Annotated in this window: 19 protein-coding genes; 5 read left to right on the top strand and 14 right to left on the bottom strand. The window is 70.9% G+C overall.

The window, feature by feature from the left end; translation table 11 throughout:
- The first annotated feature begins 488 nt into the window (after nt 1–488).
- On the top strand, nt 489–1271 hold the full coding sequence (locus KME80_RS45865; RefSeq protein ID WP_308126210.1) for an ABC transporter permease: 783 nt from the start codon (nt 489–491) through the stop codon (nt 1269–1271).
- Here KME80_RS45865 and KME80_RS45860 read toward each other — a convergent pair.
- Nucleotides 1198–1725, bottom strand: coding sequence for a PNPOx family protein (locus tag KME80_RS45860; protein ID WP_219518123.1), 528 nt, complete (start codon nt 1723–1725; stop codon nt 1198–1200). The two genes, KME80_RS45865 and KME80_RS45860, sit on opposite strands and share 74 nt — an antisense overlap.
- 138 nt (nt 1726–1863) lie before the next feature.
- Here KME80_RS45860 and KME80_RS45855 point away from each other — a divergent pair, with 138 nt between their 5' ends.
- Nucleotides 1864–2637 (top strand): ABC transporter ATP-binding protein, encoded by a 774-nt coding sequence (locus KME80_RS45855; protein ID WP_219518122.1) that lies wholly within the window; start codon nt 1864–1866, stop codon nt 2635–2637.
- 86 nt (nt 2638–2723) lie between these two features.
- Here the strand turns inward: KME80_RS45855 and KME80_RS45850 are convergent, their stop codons facing one another.
- The 6 genes from KME80_RS45850 to KME80_RS45825 all read right to left on the bottom strand — a co-directional run bounded on the left by KME80_RS45850 (nt 2724) and on the right by KME80_RS45825 (nt 10351).
- Complete coding sequence (locus KME80_RS45850; RefSeq protein ID WP_219518121.1) at nt 2724–3302, bottom strand: GTP-binding protein; 579 nt, start codon at nt 3300–3302, stop codon at nt 2724–2726.
- Entirely contained in the window at nt 3283–3687 is a 405-nt protein-coding gene (locus tag KME80_RS45845; protein ID WP_246646842.1) for a DUF742 domain-containing protein, read from the bottom strand. The genes KME80_RS45850 and KME80_RS45845 overlap by 20 nt, the downstream gene beginning before the upstream one ends.
- 20 nt (nt 3688–3707) lie before the next feature.
- Complete coding sequence (locus KME80_RS45840; protein ID WP_049565005.1) at nt 3708–4130, bottom strand: roadblock/LC7 domain-containing protein; 423 nt, start codon at nt 4128–4130, stop codon at nt 3708–3710.
- Nucleotides 4127–7471, bottom strand: coding sequence for a nitrate- and nitrite sensing domain-containing protein (locus tag KME80_RS45835; RefSeq protein WP_219518120.1), 3345 nt, complete (start codon nt 7469–7471; stop codon nt 4127–4129). Before KME80_RS45835 ends, KME80_RS45840 begins: the two co-directional genes overlap by 4 nt.
- A gap of 178 nt (nt 7472–7649) precedes the next feature.
- Nucleotides 7650–9053, bottom strand: coding sequence for an aminobutyraldehyde dehydrogenase (locus tag KME80_RS45830; protein ID WP_308126211.1), 1404 nt, complete (start codon nt 9051–9053; stop codon nt 7650–7652).
- A 29-nt stretch (nt 9054–9082) separates the two neighbouring features.
- Complete coding sequence (locus KME80_RS45825) at nt 9083–10351, bottom strand: glycosyltransferase (protein WP_219518118.1); 1269 nt, start codon at nt 10349–10351, stop codon at nt 9083–9085.
- Between the two features lie 130 nt (nt 10352–10481).
- On the opposite strand from KME80_RS45825, the gene KME80_RS45820 reads away from it, so the two are divergent.
- Nucleotides 10482–11087, top strand: a complete 606-nt coding sequence (locus tag KME80_RS45820; protein ID WP_219518116.1) for a TetR/AcrR family transcriptional regulator — start codon at nt 10482–10484, stop codon at nt 11085–11087.
- Here KME80_RS45820 and KME80_RS53065 read toward each other — a convergent pair.
- Genes KME80_RS53065 through KME80_RS45800 form a run of 4 tightly spaced genes read right to left on the bottom strand, consistent with a single transcriptional unit; the run spans nt 11081 to nt 14873 of the window.
- Nucleotides 11081–12121 (bottom strand): ABC transporter ATP-binding protein, encoded by a 1041-nt coding sequence (locus KME80_RS53065; RefSeq protein WP_219518114.1) that lies wholly within the window; start codon nt 12119–12121, stop codon nt 11081–11083. The genes KME80_RS45820 and KME80_RS53065 overlap by 7 nt on opposite strands.
- Complete coding sequence (locus KME80_RS45810) at nt 12108–12887, bottom strand: ABC transporter permease (RefSeq protein ID WP_219518111.1); 780 nt, start codon at nt 12885–12887, stop codon at nt 12108–12110. The genes KME80_RS53065 and KME80_RS45810 overlap by 14 nt, the downstream gene beginning before the upstream one ends.
- Nucleotides 12880–13746, bottom strand: coding sequence for an ABC transporter permease (locus KME80_RS45805; RefSeq protein ID WP_308126209.1), 867 nt, complete (start codon nt 13744–13746; stop codon nt 12880–12882). Before KME80_RS45805 ends, KME80_RS45810 begins: the two co-directional genes overlap by 8 nt.
- Before the next feature lie 5 nt (nt 13747–13751).
- Nucleotides 13752–14873, bottom strand: coding sequence for a polyamine ABC transporter substrate-binding protein (locus tag KME80_RS45800; protein WP_219518110.1), 1122 nt, complete (start codon nt 14871–14873; stop codon nt 13752–13754).
- Nucleotides 14874–15253: 380 nt separating this feature from the next.
- On the opposite strand from KME80_RS45800, the gene KME80_RS45795 reads away from it, so the two are divergent.
- The gene (locus KME80_RS45795; RefSeq protein ID WP_219518108.1) at nt 15254–16144 is read left to right on the top strand and encodes a hypothetical protein; all 891 of its coding nucleotides are present in this window, start codon (nt 15254–15256) and stop codon (nt 16142–16144) included.
- The gene (locus KME80_RS45790) at nt 16141–17100 is read left to right on the top strand and encodes an SIS domain-containing protein (protein WP_219518105.1); all 960 of its coding nucleotides are present in this window, start codon (nt 16141–16143) and stop codon (nt 17098–17100) included. Before KME80_RS45795 ends, KME80_RS45790 begins: the two co-directional genes overlap by 4 nt.
- A 10-nt stretch (nt 17101–17110) precedes the next feature.
- On the opposite strand, the gene KME80_RS45785 is transcribed toward KME80_RS45790, so the two are convergent.
- From KME80_RS45785 to KME80_RS45775, 3 genes are read right to left on the bottom strand one after another with little or no spacing between them, the layout of a single operon-like run.
- Nucleotides 17111–17473 (bottom strand): DUF742 domain-containing protein, encoded by a 363-nt coding sequence (locus KME80_RS45785; protein WP_219518104.1) that lies wholly within the window; start codon nt 17471–17473, stop codon nt 17111–17113.
- A 12-nt stretch (nt 17474–17485) separates the two neighbouring features.
- Nucleotides 17486–17908: a roadblock/LC7 domain-containing protein gene (locus KME80_RS45780; protein ID WP_219518102.1), complete on the bottom strand. Its 423-nt coding sequence runs from the start codon at nt 17906–17908 to the stop codon at nt 17486–17488.
- Entirely contained in the window at nt 17905–18084 is a 180-nt protein-coding gene (locus tag KME80_RS45775) for a hypothetical protein (RefSeq protein WP_219518100.1), read from the bottom strand. Before KME80_RS45775 ends, KME80_RS45780 begins: the two co-directional genes overlap by 4 nt.
- Nucleotides 18085–18876: the final 792 nt, after the last annotated feature.

Genomic DNA, 18876 nt, shown 5'->3' with positions numbered 1-18876 from the left:
CCACCCCCGACCCCGCCCCCGACGCAGGCGGACGCCAGGCCCCCGCCCGTCCTGGCAGCGGGCAACGCGAGGGCACCGAGCCCGCAAACGGCGCTGGCAACGGCGGAAGCAGGCGCGCCGGTGGCGACCCCACCAGCGGGCGGCATCCCGAGGCCGGACCGCGCGAGGGCGACGGGCCCCCGGTCGGGCCGCCCGACGGCGGACGCGGCCGGCCCGACGGGGGTCAAGCCGACGTAGGCCGGGCTGGCGGGCGGCATGGCCGCACCCAGCCCGGAGGCGGGCCGCGCGAGGTCGACGGACCCGCGAGCGGGCCGCCCGGTGGCGGACGCAACGGAGCCGGGGGCGACCCCACCGGCGGGCGGCATGGCCGTACCCAGCCGGGTGCCGGGCCGCGCGAGTGCGACGGACCCGCGAGCGGCGGGGGCAGGCGGACAGGACGAGAGGGGCGGCGGCGCGGTCGCTTGGGGGTGGCGGGGCGGGTCTGGCAGGTGGTGGCTTCCCGGTGGCTGCTGCTCGTGGTGCTGGTGGCCGTGTGGGAGTGGGCCACGCGGACGGCCGGCAGCGCGTTCTTCCCGCCGCCGTCGACGATCGCGACGCGGATGCACGCCATGTGGTTCTCCGGCCCGCCCGACCGGTTGTTCCTGACCGAGCTGGCCGTGGAGAACGTGCTGCCGAGCCTGGGCCGGATGGCCGGTGGGCTGGCGGGCGGGGCGGCGGCCGGGGTGGCGCTCGGGCTGGCGCTGGGCCTGTCGGCGCGGGTGTACGACTATCTCGACGGCGTGCTGCAGTTCCTGCGGGCGATCCCGCCGCCGGCGTTGGTGACGGTGTTCCTGGTGGTGTTCGGGTTCGGGCTGAAGATGCAGCTCGCGTTCATCATGTTCAGCATCGTGTGGCCGGTGCTGCTCAACACGGCCGACGGGGCGCGTTCGGTGGAGCCGCTGCATCTGGACACGGGGCAGGCGTTCCGGCTGTCGCGGGCCGAGCGGGTCTTCCGGATCGTGCTGCCGTCGGCGCTGCCGAAGATCTTCGCCGGGCTGCGGCTGGCCCTGTCGCTGTCGCTGATCGTGACCGTGTTCGCGGAGCTGCTGCCGGGCACCACGAACGGCATCGGTTTCCAGCTCACCGTGGCCTACTCCTCGTTCAACCTGCCGGCGATGTGGGCGGGCATCGTGCTGCTCGGCGTTCTCGGCTATCTGCTCAACGAGTTGTTCCTGCTCGTGGAGCGGCGGGTGCTGGCCTGGCACCATCACGAGCGGCGGCTGGAGACCTGACGTGGCGGCTGTGGGGCGGGTCCATGGGCGGCGTGTCGATCCCCCAGGAGGAGATCCAGGTGGGCACGATCGCGAGCCAGACCGGCTCGAAGCGGTTGTCGAGCCGGTCGCCGCCGTCGGGGTGGACGCGGCCGATGCCGTGGACGGCGACGCCGCGCGGCCCGTCGGGGGTGAAGTCGTCGACGACGAGCGCGAGCTGGTCGTTCTCCTCGACGTGCTGCCGGTAGAGGCGGTGGCGGGGGCCGCCGGGCAGCCGCAGCGAGCCGACGCCGATCACCAGGGGCCGTTCGCCGTCCGGGGACCCGTTGCCGCCCGCGCGGTCGCCTCCGAGCTGGACGCCGAGGTGGATGCGGACGGGTACGACGTGGGGCGCCCCGGCGGCCGTGGCCGTCGCCAGCCTCGCCAGGTCGTGTTCGCGCAGGTAAGCGAGCTCCGCCTCGCTGAAGCCGTCCATCAGGTCCTTCACACTACAGACAGATGAGAGCAATAAACAGAAGAAATGGGGCAGAGCACCTCTTCCTTACCATGTGCAAGGAATGTCCCCTTCGATAGAGTCGCCGTGTTATCTCTGGACCCATCCCTAGGAAATCCCTTGCTCGAGATAGACAACCTCACCCACGTCTACGGTGGCGGCGGACCGAACGAGCACCACGCCATCGACGGGCTCAACCTCAGCGTGGCCGAGGGCGAGCTGCTGTGCATCGTCGGGCCGTCAGGATGCGGGAAGTCCACGCTGCTGCGGTCCATCGCCGGGCTCATCACCCCCACCGGCGGGCAGATCAAGGTCGACGGCGTGCTGGTGAAGCAGACGCCCGACAATCTGGCCGTGGTTTTCCAGGATTACAGCCGTTCGCTGTTTCCGTGGATGTCGGTGGCCGACAATGTGGCGCTGCCGTTGCGGCGCAAGGGCATGGACAAGAAGGCGCGCCGCGAGGCCGCGCAGGAGGCACTGGAGTCGGTCGGCCTGTCCGAGGCCGGGCGCAAATACCCGTTCCAGCTTTCGGGCGGCATGCAGCAGCGGGTGGCGATCGCCCGCGCGCTGGCGTACCGGCCGAAGCTGATGCTGATGGACGAGCCGTTCGGGTCGGTCGACGCGCAGACCCGCGAGGACCTTGAGGACCTCGTGCTGAAGGTGCGCAGCCACCACCAGATGACGATCGTGCTCATCACGCACGACATCGACGAGAGCGTCTACGTGGGCGACCGCGTGGTGGTGCTGTCCAAGGCGCCCGCGCACGTGGTGGGCGACCTCAAGGTCGAGCTGCCCGAGCCCCGCGACCAGATCTCCACGCGCGAGCACCACGACTTCGTGCACCTGCGCGCCGAGGTCGGCCGCCTGGTCCGCGGCCACTCCCTCACCCACTGAGAGGGTGTACTGACCCGAAAGGGCCCGATGACGCCGCGTGCCGCCGGACCTGAGGTCTGGCGGCACGGCGGGCGGGACTGCGACGGTCAGGCCGGGGCGTGCATGTGGCGGGCCAGCGCGTGCTCGACCAGCGTGATCAGCGTGGCCTTGACCGAGTCGCGGGAGCGGGCGTCCAGGCGGACGATGGGCGTGTGGCCGCCCAGCGAGAGCGCCTCACGCACCTCCTCCTCCGCGTGCGCGAACTGCCCGTCCCAGCCGTTGATCCCGATGATGAACGGCAGCTTCGCCTCTTCGAAGTAGTCGATGGCCGGGAAGCTGTCGGCCAGCCGGCGGGTGTCGACCAGCACGACGGCCCCGATGGCGCCGCGTACGAGGTCGTCCCACATGAACCAGAACCGGTGCTGTCCTGGCGTGCCGAACAGGTAGAGGATCAGCTCCCTGTCCAGCGACACCCGGCCGAAGTCCATGGCCACGGTCGTCGTCGTCTTGTTCGGCGTGAGCGAGACGTCGTCCACTCCGGCCGACGCGTCCGTCATCACCGCCTCCGTGGTGAGCGGCAGGATCTCGGACACCGCCTTCACGAACGTCGTCTTGCCCACGCCGAAGCCGCCGGCCACGACGATCTTCGTCGAGGTTAGGCCGGGGCTAGAGCCTGCGAAGTCCACTGAGCACCCTTTCGAGCAGGTTGAGGTCCGGCTTGCCCGCGTCCAGAGCAGGCTGGTGCACGCGGATCAGGCCTTCCGACGCCATGTCGGCGATCAGCACCCGGACCACCCCGAGAGGCTGCCGTAAAAGGGCGGAGATCTCAGCAACCGACCGAACGTTCCGCGTCAGTTGGATGATCGCCTGATATTCCGGACTTAGTAGGGAAATGTCTTGGTATTCGGACGTCACGGAGGACACCAGCGCCTCCATGGCGAACTTCATCCGCGGGGCCGTACGCCCCCCGGTCACGGCGTAAGGCCGTACCAGGGAACTTGATTTCGGCGCACGAGGAGCCGACGGATGCGGCGGAGTGCTATCACCAGCCCAACCCTGACCTGACACCATGATCTCCTGTCACCGCCCGTCTAGCGGGGGCGGGCCGCCTGCAGTTCTGCGCGTACGGCCGGCGTGAGCACCTGCCCGGCACGCTCGACCAGCAGCGTCATCTGGTAGGCCACCAGGCCCATGTCACAGTCGGGCGCGGCCAGCACGGCCAGGCACGAGCCGTCGCTGATCGACATGATCATCAACAGCCCGCGCTGCATCTCGATGACGGTCTGGGTCACCATCCCGCCCTCGAACACGCGCGCCGCGCCCTGGGTCAAGCTGATCACGCCCGAGGCCACCGCGGCGAGCTGGTCGGCCCGGTCCTTGGGGAACCCCTCGGAGAAGGCCAGCGGAAGGCCGTCGGACGACACCACCACGGTGTGCGCGACACCGGGCACGTTGTTGACGAAATCAGTGATCAGCCAGTTGATGCCACGCGCTCCCTGGCTCAGCTCTCTCATTTCTCCTCCTCATTCTCTTCTCCGCGAGTGAACGCGCGGCCTTGCCGTACACCTTGCTGGAAGCTGGACAGCCGGCTCCGCAGGCGCTCAGGAGAGATCTGCGGCGCCGGTGAGGTGACCGGCGGTTCCGCGAGGCTGGCCGTGCCCGGCACCAGGTTGGCCTTGGGCACGCGGCGCGGCAGGCCGGATGCGGTGGTGCCGGCCTGGGCGGGCTTGGCCGCCGCCTCGGCGGCCTGCCAGCCGCTGTCAGCGGGAGAGGACCATGAGGCGCCGGCGCCCGACTGGCCCGGCCGGCGCTGCGGCAGCGCCGACCTTCCAGCGGACGCTGACGGCGCCGACGGCGCGGCGGGCTCGGCGGCCAGGGGCGCGGGCGCCGGGGACTCCGGCTCGGCCGCCTCGGCGGGCGCGGCCGGCTCCGAGGGGTCGGGCCGGCGGAACCAGTCGGAGCCCACCGAGGAGAAGATCGGCAGGAACTCCTCGCTCTGCTCCTCCATGGGCGAGCTGCGCACCACGGGAAGCGGGCCGGTCAGGTCCTGGGAGGAGTAGTCGCCGGGACCGAACGGGTTGTAGCCGGCGTCGCCGGGCTTGGGGCCCTCGGCGAACGACGGCCAGGGCCGGTCGTCGTCCCCGAACGCGGACCTGCCGGGCTCGGCCCCGAAGGCGGCGTCGCGGCGCGGCAGCTCCTCGCGGCGCGGCAGGTCCTCGCGGCGCGGCAGGTCCTCGCCGAACGAGTCGCGGCGGGGCAGCTCGTCGCCGAGGGGGTCGCGGCGCGGGAGCGGGTCGGCGAAGGACGTCCAGCGGCTCTCGTCCTGCTGGGGGTCCTGCTTCATCGCGGGAGGCTCGGTCGCGAACGACGGCCAGCGCGGCTCGTCCTGCTGGAGGGGCGGCGGCTCCTCGGCGAAGGACGGCCAGCGCGGCTCCTCCTTCGCCGCCGGCGGCTCCTCGGCGAACGAGGACCAGCGCGGCTCCTCCTTCATCGGGGGCGGCTCGGTCGCGAACGACGGCCAGCGCGGCTCCTCCTGCTGCTGCGCGGGCACCTGCGGAGCCTGCGCCGGGGCCGGCGGGGGCTGCTCGGCGAAGGACGGCCAGGGCTGGTCCTGCCGGGTCTCCTGCGCGGGCGGCTCGCCGAACGACGGCCACGCCTCACCGCCGCCGCCCGGCGCGGGCAGCGATCCGGGCCACTCGGTGTCCACCGGCACGTCGCGCGTGCCGCGCACGTCGGTGGTCTCGAAGCCGGCCGGCGCGGCGTAGACGCCGGTGCCGTTGCTCGCCGCGACCGGCTGGCCGGCGTCGAACTGGCCCGACTCGAGCATGCCGGGGTCGAAGCTGGTGAACGCGTCGTACTGGGAGCGCGGCTGCGGGCCGCCGGCGGGCTGGGAGCCGACGAGCAGCATGTCGGGCAGCAGCACCAGGGCGGTCAGGCCGTTGCGCTCGCGCATCTTGAGCTGGACGCGGATACCGTGGCGCAGGGCCAGGCGGCCGACCACGAACAGGCCCATGCGGCGCGAGACGGCGACGTCCACGACCGGCGGGTTGGCCAGGCGCCAGTTGGCCTCGGCCAGCTCCTCGGGGCTCATGCCGATGCCCAGGTCGTTGATCGTCACGAGCACGCCGCCCTCGGTGGGGTTGCTGGTGACCTGGACCTTGCTCTCGCGGGGGGAGAACGAGATGGCGTTCTCGATCAGCTCGGCCAGCAGGTGGACGGCGTCGGTGACGGCCGGGCCGGCGACCTGGGTGCTGGACGGGATCTGGATCTGGACCCGCTCGTAGCCCTCGACCTCCGACAGCGAGGCGCGGGCGACGTCGACGAGCGGGACCGGCTCGCTCCACTTGCGCGCGGCCTCCTGGCCGGCCAGAACCAGCAGGTTCTCGCTGTTGCGGCGCATGCGGGTGGCCAGGTGGTCCAGGCGGAACAGGTTGGCGAGCCGGTTCTCGTCCTCCTCGCCCTGCTCCAGGCCCTCGATGAGCTGGAGCTGCCGTTCGACCAGCGTCTGGCTGCGGCGCGAGAGGTTGACGAACATGGCGTTGACGTTGGCGCGCAGCTTGGCCTCGTCGCCGGCCAGCCGGATCGCCTCGCGGTGGACCTCGTCGAAGGCCCGGGCCACTTCCCCGATCTCGTCTCGGGTGTTGACGCCGACCGACGGCACGTCGGGCACCTCGGCGCTGTCGCCGGACTCGCGCAGCACGCGGACCGTCTCCGGCAGCCGCGTGGTGGCGACCTGGAGGGCCTCGGCGCGCAGCCGGCGCAGCGGGCGCACGAGCGAACCGGCCACCCGGGTGGTGATCACCAGGACGAGGAGGAGCAGGACCAGGATGGTCGCGCCGGAGATGATGGCGTTGCGCTGCTCGCTGTCGCTGAGCTCACGGGTCTGGGTCACGACGCGGGTCGCCAGGCCGTCCTCGACCTTGCGCATGGCGTTGGTGGTCAGCAGCGTGCTGTTGTACCAGACGTTGATGTCCTGGCGGGTGGTGTTGTCCAGGTCCCGGATCGTGTCGTACTCGCGCAGCTGGGCCAGGGCGCGCTGGCGCATGGCGTCGGCGCGGTCGATCTGCTGGCCGCGCACGTTCTGCCGGTAGGCGCGCAGGTCCTGCTCGCCGGCTTCCTGCTCGAACCGGGCCAGCTCGTCCTGCTGGCGGTTCCAGGAGCCGAGGAAGTCGGAGAGGTCGTCGTTGTCGAGGCTGCGCTGCTCCAGGGCCACGATGAGGATGCCCTGCTGGCGGGAGACCTCTTCCTTGACGCGCTGGATGGCGGCCAGGGCGGCGACGTCACCCTGGAGGGCGTCGTCGGTGACGCCCTCGCTCAGGTCGTCCTGGAGCGCGCCCAGGACCTCGATGAGCGTCGACAGCGTGCTGATCGTGGCGCGCGGCGGGGTGCTCTCGCCGACCATGGACTTGCGCAGACCGTCGAGGCCGTTGAGCCAGCGGCGGATCTCCTCGACCTGGCTGCGGACACGCGCGGAGTGGGAGGCGTCGATCGCGGCGGAGGCGTCGAGGACCTTCTTCAGCGCGGAATCGACCGTTCCACGCTGGGTGCGGAGCTGGGCCAGGCGGCCGGCACGGCGGCCGTCGGACAGGTACCACGCGGTGAGCGTGCGCTCCTTGCCCAGCTCGTGGGAGAGCGCCCCGACCCGCTGCACGAGCTCGGCCACCTGGGTGAGGCGGCGGTACTCAGCGCTGGTGCCGATGGCGCTGGCCAGCTGAAGGCCGGCGAGCAGCACGCCGACGACCGTGGGGATGAGGATCAGGGCGACCAGCCGCGAGCGCACGCGCCAGTTGGCCAGCCGGAACCGTCCGCCTGTGTACTCCCCCGGCCTCGTGTGCTTGGGGTTTTCCGTCCTCACTGACTCTCGCAACCTCTCGCCGTAACGTGCTCGAAGAAAATCAGACACGCGTGTGGCGCATGGGATTCTGCCGGGCTGGGTAATTGGAACACAACCCGTACCAGATCGGCCAACCGAACATATCCCATCAAAGTCCCCCAGGTGTGCCGTTTGGAGGACTTATCGCCGTCCACGTTTTTCAGGCCGGACGGAACGAGTCCCGCTCGACCGGGGCCGCGTGCTTGATCATTAGGTGACGGGTCACCGCGTACTCCTGGACCGCTTCCTGGCTCATGTCCTTGCCGAAGCCGCTGCCCTTGACGCCGCCGTGAGGCGCCTCGCTGGCGATCGGGAGATGATCATTCACCCAGGTCACGCCCACGTCCAGGCGGTGCGACACCCGCATCGCGCGGGCCACGTCACGCGACCAGACCGACGAGGCGAGACCATAGGGCGTGTCGTTGGCCAGCCGGACCGCCTCGTCCTCGCCGTCGAACGGCAGCACCACGAGGACCGGGCCGAACAGTTCCCCCTGGACGATCTCGCTCTCCTGTGCGACATCGGTCACAAGCGTGGGCGGATAGTAGAAGCCGGGGCCTTCGATCGGGGCGCCTCCGTGCAGCACCCGGGCGCCCGATCGGGAGACGAAGCCGTGCACCCGGTCGCGGTGCGCGGCGGAGATGAGCGGGCCGATGTCGGTGGCCGGGTCCCAGGGGTCGCCCACCGAGATTTCGGCAAGAGTTGCCCGAAACGCCTCCACGGCGTCACCGTAGACCTCGCGGGCGACGTACACGCGCGTAGCCGCCGTACAGTCCTGACCGGTGTTGTAGGTGGCGCCCATCGACACGCCGCGCGCCGCCTCGGCCAGGTCGGCGTCCTCGAAGACGAGCGCGGGCGCCTTGCCGCCGAGCTCCAGGTGCACCCGCTTGAGCGTGCGGGCCGCGCCGGTCATGACGGCCCGGCCGGTCTCGGTCGAGCCGGTCACGCTCACCATGTCCACGCCCGGGTCGGTCACCAGGGCCTGGCCGACGTCCGCGCCGCCGGTGACGACCTGGACGAGCCCGTCGGGCGCGCCCGCCTTGGCGAACAGCTCGGCCAGCCGCAGCGTCGTGCGCGGCGTCTGCGGGGCCGGCTTGATCACCACCGCGTTGCCCGCCGCGACGGCCGGGCCGACCTTCCACACGGCCATGATGAACGGGAAGTTCCACGGCGCGATCGACCCGACCACCCCGACGGGGCGGCGCAGCAGGACCGAGGTGTAACCGGCGCTGAACACCCCGGCGCCGGTCCCGTCGAGCGAGCGGGCGGCCCCGGCGAAGAAGCGCAGGTTGTCGGCCGCGAACGGCAGCTCGCCGTCCCTGAACACGGCCGCCGGCTTGCCCGTCTCCTCGACCTCCAGCCGCGTCAGCTCCTCGGCGTCGGCCTCCACCAGATCCGCGAGCCGCAGCAGCAGCCGCGAGCGCTCGGCGGGCGTCGTCTGCGCCCACTCGGCGTAGGCGTCCCTGGCCCGCCGGACGGCGGCGGCCACGGCCTCCACGGAGCTGTCGGGAACCTCGGCGCACACGAGACCGGTGGCCGGGTTGATCAATTCACGCATGGATATCTTTCCCTGCTCGGTACGGGGGGCCGTACCTACTTCTGGCCGAGCTGCTCGATGAGGTCGGCGGCCTTGCGCAGACCGTCACGCTCGCGGACCTCCGCACCGGCGGCGGCGAGCCTCGCGCGGAGGTCGTCGTCGCCGAGCAGGCGCTCCAGCGCGCCCTTCAGCTCCTCGTCCGTGAACGTGTAGGTCGAAAGCCTGACACCATAGCCCAACTCGGCCACCCGCTGCGCGTTGTCGTACTGGTCCCAGAAGAGCGGGAGCAGAATCATCGGCTTGCCGAAGTGGATCGCCTCGGTGGTGGTGTTGTTGCCGCCGTGGGTGATGACCAGGTCACACAGCGGGATGACCTTCGTCTGCGGGACGAACTCGGCGCCCCACATGTTGTCGGCCAGCTTGATCTCCTCGTGCAGCGAGCCCTTGGAGACGATGTACTGGTGCGGCGTCGTGGCGAGCACGTCGATGACCCGCTGCATGAGCTCCACGTCGGCCGAGCCGAGCGAGCCGAGCGAGAAGTAGACCAGCGAGCCCTCGTTGCGCGCGAACGGCAGCTCGAACTCCTCCTCGGTCTCGCGGACCGACGAGTCGAGGCGGTGCCAGGTGTCGCCCAGCGGCCGGTCGGCCACGTAGTCGAGGATCTCCGGATAGACGTACAGGTTCAGGTCGCCCTCGTGGATGAAGTCGAGGTCGGGCAGCGGCTCGGTGCCCTGCTCGACGCACCACTCGTTGAACGCGGTCCACAGCTCGCGGTGGGTGCGGTCGTACTCGGCGCGGAAGTCGTCCCATTCGGAGCGGTCGGCGGCGGGCAGGCCGGAGAAGAGCGGAGCGATGTTCTCCCCGCGCATCTCCAGCGGGTTGCAGGAGACGATGCGGACGAACTTCTTGCCGGCCGTGAGCAGCGCCGGGAACGTGATCACGTTGTCCTCGACGATGACGTCCGGCTGGACCCGCTCGATGATGCGCTTGAGCTGCGGCTCGCAGTACTTGGCGCCCTCGATGAGCTCTTCCCAGATGGGCTTGGTGACGGTCTCGAGCTGCTCGCGGGTGCTCTTGCGGTACTCGGGGGCGGTGTCGCGGATGAAGTCCTTCCAGAACTGGCCCGCGTCCTGCTCCTCTTCAGCCGGCGGGGCCAGGTCGACGAGGTCCTCCTCGAAGCCCAGCGCCTCCAGCTTGCCCTTCCACGACGACTCGGCGGCGAAGACGACACGGTGGCCACGACGGCGCAGAATGTCGCCGATGCCGATGCTGTTGTTGGTCGGCCCGTAGGCGCTTTCCGGCATGAACAGAATGGTGAGAGACATGGGCACACTCCGGGGGGATCTAGCCATTTGAAGAGGAATTCAAATACGCATCTAGCGCGTTGGTCAACTTCAGGGCACTATTGTCACGGATTACTGAACGACAGACGAACATGAGGGCAAGGTGGTGAAGATGGCCCAGCGCAAGAGCCGTACTGACCGGCGCATCGACCTGATCGAGGCGGCGCGGCGGGCCATCATCCGCTTCGGCATCGACGGGGTGCAGCTCTCGCACGTCGCCGAGGAGGCCGGGCTGACCTCCGGGGCGGTGCTCTACCACTACCCCGACCTGAGCGAACTGCTCGTCGAGGCGCAGCACGCGGGCATGGAACGCTTCTACGAGCAGCGGCTGCGGCAGATCGCCGCGCTCACCGACCCGGTCGCCAAGCTGGTGCTGACGATCCGCTCCGGGCTGCCCACCGGGCCGCTGGACCCGGACGTGCGGCTCCTCAACGAGCTGGGCGGGGCCGCCGGGCGCAACCGCGTCTACGGGGTGCTGCTCACGTCGCTGTACGACCGCCAGGTGTCGATGTACCAGTCGATCCTGGACACCGGGCAGGCGCTGGGCGTGTTCAGGCTGACGGCCGACGCGCTGTCGATCTCGCGCAACCTGGTGGCGCTGGAGGACGCCTACGGCTATCGCATCACGGCCCGGCACCCGATCATCGGCCCCGAGGAGGCGGCCGAGCTGATCCTGTCCTACGCGCGCACGGTGACGGGCAACGACCTGCTTCATTGATCCACCGGGATGATCACCGCGTCGCCGGCCGTCCAGTTGAGCGAGACCTCCTCGCCCGGCTGGACCGTGCCGGCGCCCTGCACGGCGACCAGCACCGGCTTGACCCGCCCCGGCACGTCGACCGAGATGTGCGAGACACCGCCGTAGAAGCTGACGTCCAGCACGGCGCCCCTGAGGCCACCGCTCTCCTCCAGCCTGATCTTCTCCGGCCGGACGCCGAGCAGCGCCTTGGCGCCGGTCTCCAGCTCGCCCAGCGGCGTGCCCGGCAGGTCGCCGAACTCCCCCGCCGCCAGCGTCTCAGGACCGCCCACGGTGCCCTCGAACAGGTTGTTGGCCCCCACAAAGTCGGCCACGAACCTGGTGCGCGGCCGCTCGTACAGGGCGACGGGCGCGTCCACCTGGCGCACGCTGCCGCTCTCGAAGACCGCGATGCGGTCGGCGAGCGACATGGCCTCCTCCTGGTCGTGCGTGACGACCACGAACGTGATGCCGACCTCGTTCTGCAGCCGCTTGAGCTCCAGCTGCATGTCGGCGCGGACCTTCTTGTCCAGGGCCGACAGCGGCTCGTCCAGCAGCAGCAGCCGGGGCCGCTTGACGATGGAGCGTGCCAGCGCCACGCGCTGCCGCTGGCCGCCGGAGAGCTGCTGCGGCTTGCGCCCGGCGTGCGCCGACAGGCCCACCGTCTCCAGCACCTCGCCGACCCGCTTCTTGATCTCGTCGCGGGGCAGCTTCTCCCGCTCCAGCCCGTACGCGACGTTCTTGGCCACGGTCATGTGCGGGAACAGCGCGTAGGACTGGAACATGAGGCTGATCGGACGCCGGTTGGGCTGCTTGGCCAGCAGGTCCTCGCCGTCGAGCGTCACGGTGCCGCTGTCGGGCGTCTCGAAGCCGGCGATGATGCGCAGCAGCGTCGTCTTGCCGCAGCCCGACGGGCCGAGCAGGGCGAAGAACTCGCCCTGCCCGATCTCCAGCGACACCCCGTCGAGCGCGGTGACGTCACCGAACCTGCGGGTGACCCCGTCAATCTTGAGCACGCGACTCCCCGATCTTGGTCAGGCGCTGCCCCGCGATCACCGCGGTGAAGCTCACCAGGAGCAGGATCGCGGCCAGCGCATTGATCTCCGGGGTCACCCCGAAACGGATCATTGAATAGATGACGATCGGCAGCGTCTGCTCCATGTTGCCGATCGTGAAGAACGCGATGACGAACTCGTCCAGCGACAGCGTGAACGCCAGCAGCGCGCCCGCCACGATGCCCGGGGCGAGCTGCGGCAGCGTCACCTTTACGAACGTGGTGACCGGCCCGGCGCCGAGATCGCGCGAGGCCTCCTCCAGCGAGGTGTCGGTGCCGCTGAGCCTGGTGCGGACCACGGCGGCGACGAACGCCATCGCGAACAGGCCGTGCGCGAGCACCACCGAGTAGCGCCCGAGCGTGAGCTGGATCATGCCGAAGAACAGCAGCAGCCCGATCGCGATCACCAGGTCGGGCAGCACCGCCGGCATCAGCGAGAGCGCCTCCAGCGTCTTCGACCTGGAGTAGCGGGCCAGGCCGACGGCCAGCAGGGTGCCCAGCACGGTCGCGATCAGCGTCGCGCCGGTCGCCACGATCAGCGTGTTGACCAGGCCCTTCAGCACCCGTTCGTCCTTGGCCAGCTCGCCGTACCACTTGAGGCTGAACCCCTCGTAGGTGTAGGCGGACTCGCCCGAGTTGAACGACATGACGACGAGCACGACGATCGGCGCGTACAGGAAGACGTACGTGAGCCAGAACGGGACGTGGAGCAGGCGGGAGCTACGCACGGCGCGCCACCCAGGCCTGCACGACGAGCAGCACGAGCAGCGCCGCGATGAGCGCCAGCGCGAGCGTCGAGCCGAACGGCCAGTCGCGCGCCGACAGGAACTCCTTGCGGATCAGGTTGCCCACCATCGCCGACTTGCCGCCGCCCAGCATCTCGGGGATCACGAAGTTGCCCAGGCTCGGCACGAACACGAACAGGCTGCCGGTCATCACGCCGGGGAGCGTCAGCGGCAGCGTCACCTTGCGGAACGTGGTGAACCCGGACGCGCCCAGGTTGGCCGACGCCTCCCGGAGCTGCGGGTCGAGCTTCTCGATCGTCGCGTACAGCGGCAGCACCATCAGCGGCAGGTAGGAGTAGACCAGCCCGGTGACGATGGCGCCCTGGTTGTAGAGCAGCTCGTACGGGCCCAGCCCGATGGCCTCCAGCCCGCTGTTGATCAGGCCTTCGCCGTTGAGCAGGATGATCCAGGCGTAGACGCGGATGATGAAGTTCGTCCAGAACGGCAGGACGATCATCACCAGCGCCACCGTCTTCCACCTGCCCGGCAGCCGCGTGATCAGGTAGGCGGTCGGGTAGCCGACCAGCAACGCGATCAGCGTGGCCAGGCCGGCCAGCTTCAGCGACTCGACGACCACGCTCAGGTAGAGCGGGTCGAACAGGCGGGAGAAGTTCTCGGTGGTGAACTCGTAGACGACGCCGCCGAAGCGGCCACGCTGGAAGACCGTGTAGCTGAGCACCATCGCGAGCGGCACCAGCAGCAGCACGATCAGGTAGGTCAGCCCCGGCGAGAGGAAAACGAACGCGCCCAGCCGGCGGCCCCGCGAGGGGGACACCGGCCGGGCCTCGATATCAGCCTTCACCGCAACTAGCTGGCCGTGATCTCAGAGGACAGGCGCGTGAACTTGGTCGACGCCTGGCCGAGGTCGATGATCGACTCGCCGTTGAGCAGCTCGGCGGGCTTGATGCCCAGCAGCGAGCCCGGCGCGATCTTCACCTTCTCCATGGCGGCCTTGTTGGGCACCTTGTAGTTGATGTTCTCGGCGGCCCAGCGGTGCACCTCGGGGTTGAGGATGTAGTTGATGAAGGCGTGCGCGGCCTCCTTGTTCTTGGAGGACTTCATGATCACCATGGTGTCCACCCAGAGGTCGCTGCCCTCCTTCGGCACCTTGAACTCGATGTTCTGCTTCTCGTGCGTGGTCGGGCACCAGCCGTCCCACGCCTCGACCATGAGGGCCTCGCCGCTGATCAGCTTGTCGCCGAACGTCGTGTCGTCGAAGGCGAGCAGGTGCGGCTTGGCCGCGAGCAGCACCTCCTTGACCTTGGCGATCTCCTCGTCCTTGTCGGTGTTGACCGAGAAGCCGAGCGACTTGAGCGCGGGCAGGGCCAGCCAGCGCTCGGTGGTCATGAGCGTGACCTTCTTGTCGGCCCAGGCCGGCGGCTTCAGTAGATCGTTCCAGCTCGTCGGCTTCTTCTTCACCAGGTCGCTGCGGTAGCAGATGCCGGTGGTGCCCCAGGTGTAGGGGACGGAGTACTTGTTGCCCTTGTCGTAGGAGAGCTGGGTCGCCTCGGGGTAGAGGTTGGCCAGGTTCGGGATCAACTCGGGGTGGATCGGCTCCAGCAGGCCCTGCTCGTTGAGCGCCTGGGCGTACTGGCCCGACACGAACGCCACGTCGATCCCGTGGTCGCCGCCGGCGGTGAGCTTCGTCATCGCCACTTCGTTGGTCTCGTGCAGGGTGACCGTGAGCTCCTTGATCTTGAGCTCTTTCTTCACCATGGCCTGAAGCTCTTCAGGGGTGTAGCCGTCCCACACGGTCACGGCCAGCGACTGCTTGGTGAGGTCGGCGTTGGGGTTGAGCGCGGCGGCCGTCGCCTGGGTCGCCGTCTCTGCACTGTTGGTCGACTCACCGCCGCACGCCGCTGCGGCGAGCGCGAGGCCGGCCACCGCGACGGCGGCCGGAAGACGACGGGTGAACCGGGTACGGGACAAGGCCGCTACTCCTTATGAAATGGCGATGTACGAGGGGTCTCGCGACCAACTGGACACGGCAGACCAGAGCAGGAGTGTTGCAGCAGAAATCAACATGAGCAAGACTTTGGCGGACATTGCTACCTGGAAGTTTGGTCCAACTGTTGAATTCGGATTCAATATGGAGCCGGTTGATCTCTCTCGGTGAGAACCCGCTCACCGCGCGGGATCGCGGCCTCACGGCGGCTCTCCTGGCGTCGCTGGACGGCCCCGTGCCGCCGCCCTTCGCCGTCCGCCGGTATCTGCCGCTGCCCACTTTCTCGCACAGCCCAGAGGATCTCCACACTGGGGTCCCAGCCGAACGCGACTTCGGACCACACGTAGACCAGACAAACTACTCGGTGATCGTGGGTGAGCAGGTCGTCGTCAAATGGCTCACCCCGCCCGTGCCCCTGCCCCACCCCACTCCCGAAGTGTTCGCCCACCTCGTTGAGGCGGGCTTCAAACAGACCGCGCCCCCGTACGCCGCCCTCACCCGGGCCGACGGCGACCGGGAGCTCCTGCTCGCCCTCGTGACCGGCTACCTGCCGGAAGCCACCGACGGGTGGGAATGGTGCGCCGACGAGGCCGCCGCCGGGCGCACCGGGTTCGCCCCCGCGCTCGGCGAACTCGCCGCCGGGCTCCACCTCGCCCTGGCGACCCTGCCCGGCGCCCCGCCCAGCGGCGCCGACCTGTCCGGCCGGGCCGGCACGGCGCTCCGCGACGCGCTCGGCCTCACCACCGGCGACGACGGCGACTGGCTCGCCCGCCACGCACACCGCCTGCGCGCCGAGCTCGCCCCGCTGGACAGCCCCGTCACCGGCCCGCTGATCCGCGTCCACGGCGACCTCCACGTCGGCCAGATCCTCCGGTGGCGCGACGGCTACGCCGTCATCGACTTCGACGGCAACCCCACGCTCACCGGCGCCGACCCGTACCAGCCCGCCGCCCGCGACGTCGCCCAGCTCACCACCAGCCTCCAGCACGTCGCCCAGGTCGCGATCAAGCGCCGCGGCACCGCGCCCGCCGACGCCGCCCGCTGGGCCGCCGGCGCCCGCGCCGCCATGCTCGACGCCTACCGCGCCCACCTGGCCCGCCACGACCGCGCCGGCCTGCTGGACGAGACCCTGATCCGCCCGTTCGAGATCGAGCAGGAGTGCCGCGAGCTCATCTACGCGGCCCGCCACCTGCCCCGATGGCGCTACGCCCCCATGGGCGTGCTGCGCACCTGGTACCACGAGGAGACCCCATGAACCCCGAGCTCTACCTGGCCGACCTGGAGGCCAAACCCGCCGCGCTCACCGCGCTCGCCGACTCGCTCGACGCCGCCGACCCGTTCGCGGCGCTGCCCGGCGGCATCGAGCGGGTGCTGTTCCTCGGCATGGGCAGCTCCCGCTACGCCGCCGACGTCGCCGCCCTGCGCCTGCGCGCCGCCGGCGTCTCCGCCCACGCCGAGTACGCCTCCGCCGCCGCCTCCTACCCGCCCGACCCCCGCACGCTCGTCGTGCCCATCTCCGCCACCGGCGGCAGCCGCGAGACCCTCGACGCGCTCGCCCGCTACACCGGCGGCGCCTCCCCCGTCGCCGCCCTCACCAACACCCCCGGCTCCGCGCTCACCGCCGGCGCCGACCTGGTCGTCCCGCTGCTCGCCGGCCCCGAGGAAGGCGGCGTCGCCTGCCGCACCTTCCAGCACACGCTGGCACTCCTCCTCGCGCTCGAATCCCGCCTCACCGGCTCCGGCCTCGACGTCGCCGCCCTCGTACGCCGCGCCGCCGAGGCCACCACCGACCTGCTCGACCGCCGCGACGACTGGCTGCCCCTGACGCTCGAACTCCTCGACGGCCCCCACGGCGTCTACGCCCTGGCCCCCGCCGAACGGCTGTCGTCGGCCCAGCAGTCGGCGCTCATGGTCCGCGAAGGCCCGCGCCGCGCCGCCGACGCCTGCGAGACCGGCGACTGGGCGCACGTGGACGTCTACCTGACCAAGACCCTCGACTACCGGGCGCTGCTCTACCCCGGCTCCCGCTACGACGAGCAGGCGATGGACTGGGTCCGGCAGCGCGGCTCCACCGTGATCTCCGTCGGCGCCGACGTCAAGGACACCGCCGCCGTCATCCGCTACACCCACGACACCGACCCCGACGTCGCGCTCCTGACCGAGACGCTGGTCGCCGAGCTCGTCGCCGCCTACTGGTGGGCCGCCCAGTAGCCCGCCGAGGTCACAGCCGGCGGAGCCCGCCCAGCACCCGCTCGAGCAGGCTCCGCTCAGGCAACCCGGCGTCGAGCCGCGGCTGGTGGACCCGTACCAGCCCCTCCGCCTCCATGTCCGCCACCAGCACGCGCGCCACCCCCAGCGGCACCGCCAGCAGCGCCGAGATCTCCGCCACCGAACGCACCTGACGGCACAGCTCGCTGATCCGCCGGTACTCGCGCGTATAGGCCGGGCCCAGCCGCGCCGACGTCGCCGACGACACCAGCGCCTCCATCGCCAGCCCGCCACGCGGCGCCGTCCGGCCGCCCGTCACCGCGTACATCCGCACCAGCGAACTGCGCTCCGGCTCCCCGCCATGCCACGATGCCAACGTCCACTCCCATCACCAGGGGCGCGCGGCCGACAACTCCGCGCGCACATCAGGCGTCAGCACCTGCCCGGCACGCTCGACCAGGATCGTCATCTGATAGGCCACCAGGCCCATGTCACAGTCCGGCGCCGCCAGCACCGCCAGGCACGAGCCATCGCTGATCGCCATCACCAGCAGCAGGCCGCGATCCATCTCCACCAGCGTCTGGACGACCTCCCCGCCCTCGAACACCCGCGCCGACCCCTGCGTCAGGCTCACCAGCCCCGCCGCGATCGCCGCCAGCTGGTCCGCCCGGTCCTGCGGGAAACCGCGCGAGAACGCCATCGGCAGGCCGTCCGCCGACACCACCACCGCGTGCGCCACGCCCGGCACCTCGTCGACGAAACCGCTGACCAGCCAGTTCACGTCCCTGGCTCCCTGGCTCAGGTTCCTCATCCGTCCTCCTCAAGCTCGGCCCGGCCCTTGCGGACGCCCTGCTGGTAGCTGGAGAGCCTGGTACGCAACCGGTCCGGCGACACGGGAGGCGCGGGCGGCGGCAACGACGACGGCGGCGCCGACCCCGCCACCAGGTTCGCCCGCGGCGTCCTCCGCGGCAGCCCCGCCCGGGTCACCGCACCCTCCCCCGCCCCCTGGGCGGCCGTATCCCCGCCCGCACCGAACGCCCCCGCAGAGCCGTTGGCACCCCCACCGCCGGGCACCCGGCGCGGCAACCTTCCCTCACCACCGGCGCCCCCACCCTCAGCCGCACCCGAGCCACCCCCGGGCGCCCACCGCGGCCCACCGGACCCCTCCCCCACCACATCCGGCGTTCCCACCGAAGCCGGCCCGCCCTCGGGGGACGTCGCGTCGCTCGGCCCGCTTGCGGCGGGCGCGTCCCCGGACGGCGCACCCTCCGCCGCCCTGACGAACAGTCCCGAGCTGACCGCAGACCCGCCACCCGGCCGCCCGGCCGGTGACCGCTGCGGGAGGCGAGGAGCTCCGGAGGCACCCCCTCCCTCAACCGCAGCCGGGCCGCCTACGGAGGAGCGCCGCGGCAGCCGTGGCGCACCGGAACCCTCCCCCACCAGAGACGCCCCGCCCTCGGGGGATGGCCCACCCTCCTGGGACGGCCCGCCCACTGGGGACGCCCCGCCCTCGGGGGATTGCGCGCCCTCGGAGGACGGCGCGGCACCCGGACCGGTGGAGGCGGGGGCGGTGGCGGACGGCGCCTCCCCCATGGCCCGCGCGGAGGCGCCGGGGGTGCGGTGGTCGGGGGTGGGGGACGGTTTGGTGAACCAGCTGGACTCGAGCGAGGCGAAGATCGGCAGGAAGTCGCCCTGGCGGGGAGGGGCGGGCGGTTCGGTGGAGGGGGCGTGGTCGGTGGTGAACCAGGAGGAGGGTTCGGGGGTGGCGTCGGCCGCTGG

This window comes from Nonomuraea ceibae (assembly GCF_019396325.1).
Taxonomy (GTDB): Bacteria; Actinomycetota; Actinomycetes; order Streptosporangiales; family Streptosporangiaceae; genus Nonomuraea; species Nonomuraea ceibae.
Note: the sequence above shows the minus strand (reverse complement) of the source record. Positions and strands in the feature narration are given on the sequence as shown.

Excerpts from the sequence above, each read along its gene's own strand:
- KME80_RS45860 (WP_219518123.1), bottom strand. The coding sequence starts at position 1,725 with ATGGACGGCTTCAGCGAGGCGGAGCTCGCTTACCTGCGCGAACACGAC.
- KME80_RS45825 (WP_219518118.1), bottom strand. The coding sequence starts at position 10,351 with ATGTCTCTCACCATTCTGTTCATGCCGGAAAGCGCCTACGGGCCGACC.
- KME80_RS45840 (WP_049565005.1), bottom strand. The coding sequence starts at position 4,130 with ATGAGAGAGCTGAGCCAGGGAGCGCGTGGCATCAACTGGCTGATCACT.
- KME80_RS45780 (WP_219518102.1), bottom strand. The coding sequence starts at position 17,908 with ATGAGGAACCTGAGCCAGGGAGCCAGGGACGTGAACTGGCTGGTCAGC.
- KME80_RS45845 (WP_246646842.1), bottom strand. The coding sequence starts at position 3,687 with ATGGTGTCAGGTCAGGGTTGGGCTGGTGATAGCACTCCGCCGCATCCG.
- KME80_RS45790 (WP_219518105.1), top strand. The coding sequence starts at position 16,141 with ATGAACCCCGAGCTCTACCTGGCCGACCTGGAGGCCAAACCCGCCGCG.
- KME80_RS45820 (WP_219518116.1), top strand. The coding sequence starts at position 10,482 with ATGGCCCAGCGCAAGAGCCGTACTGACCGGCGCATCGACCTGATCGAG.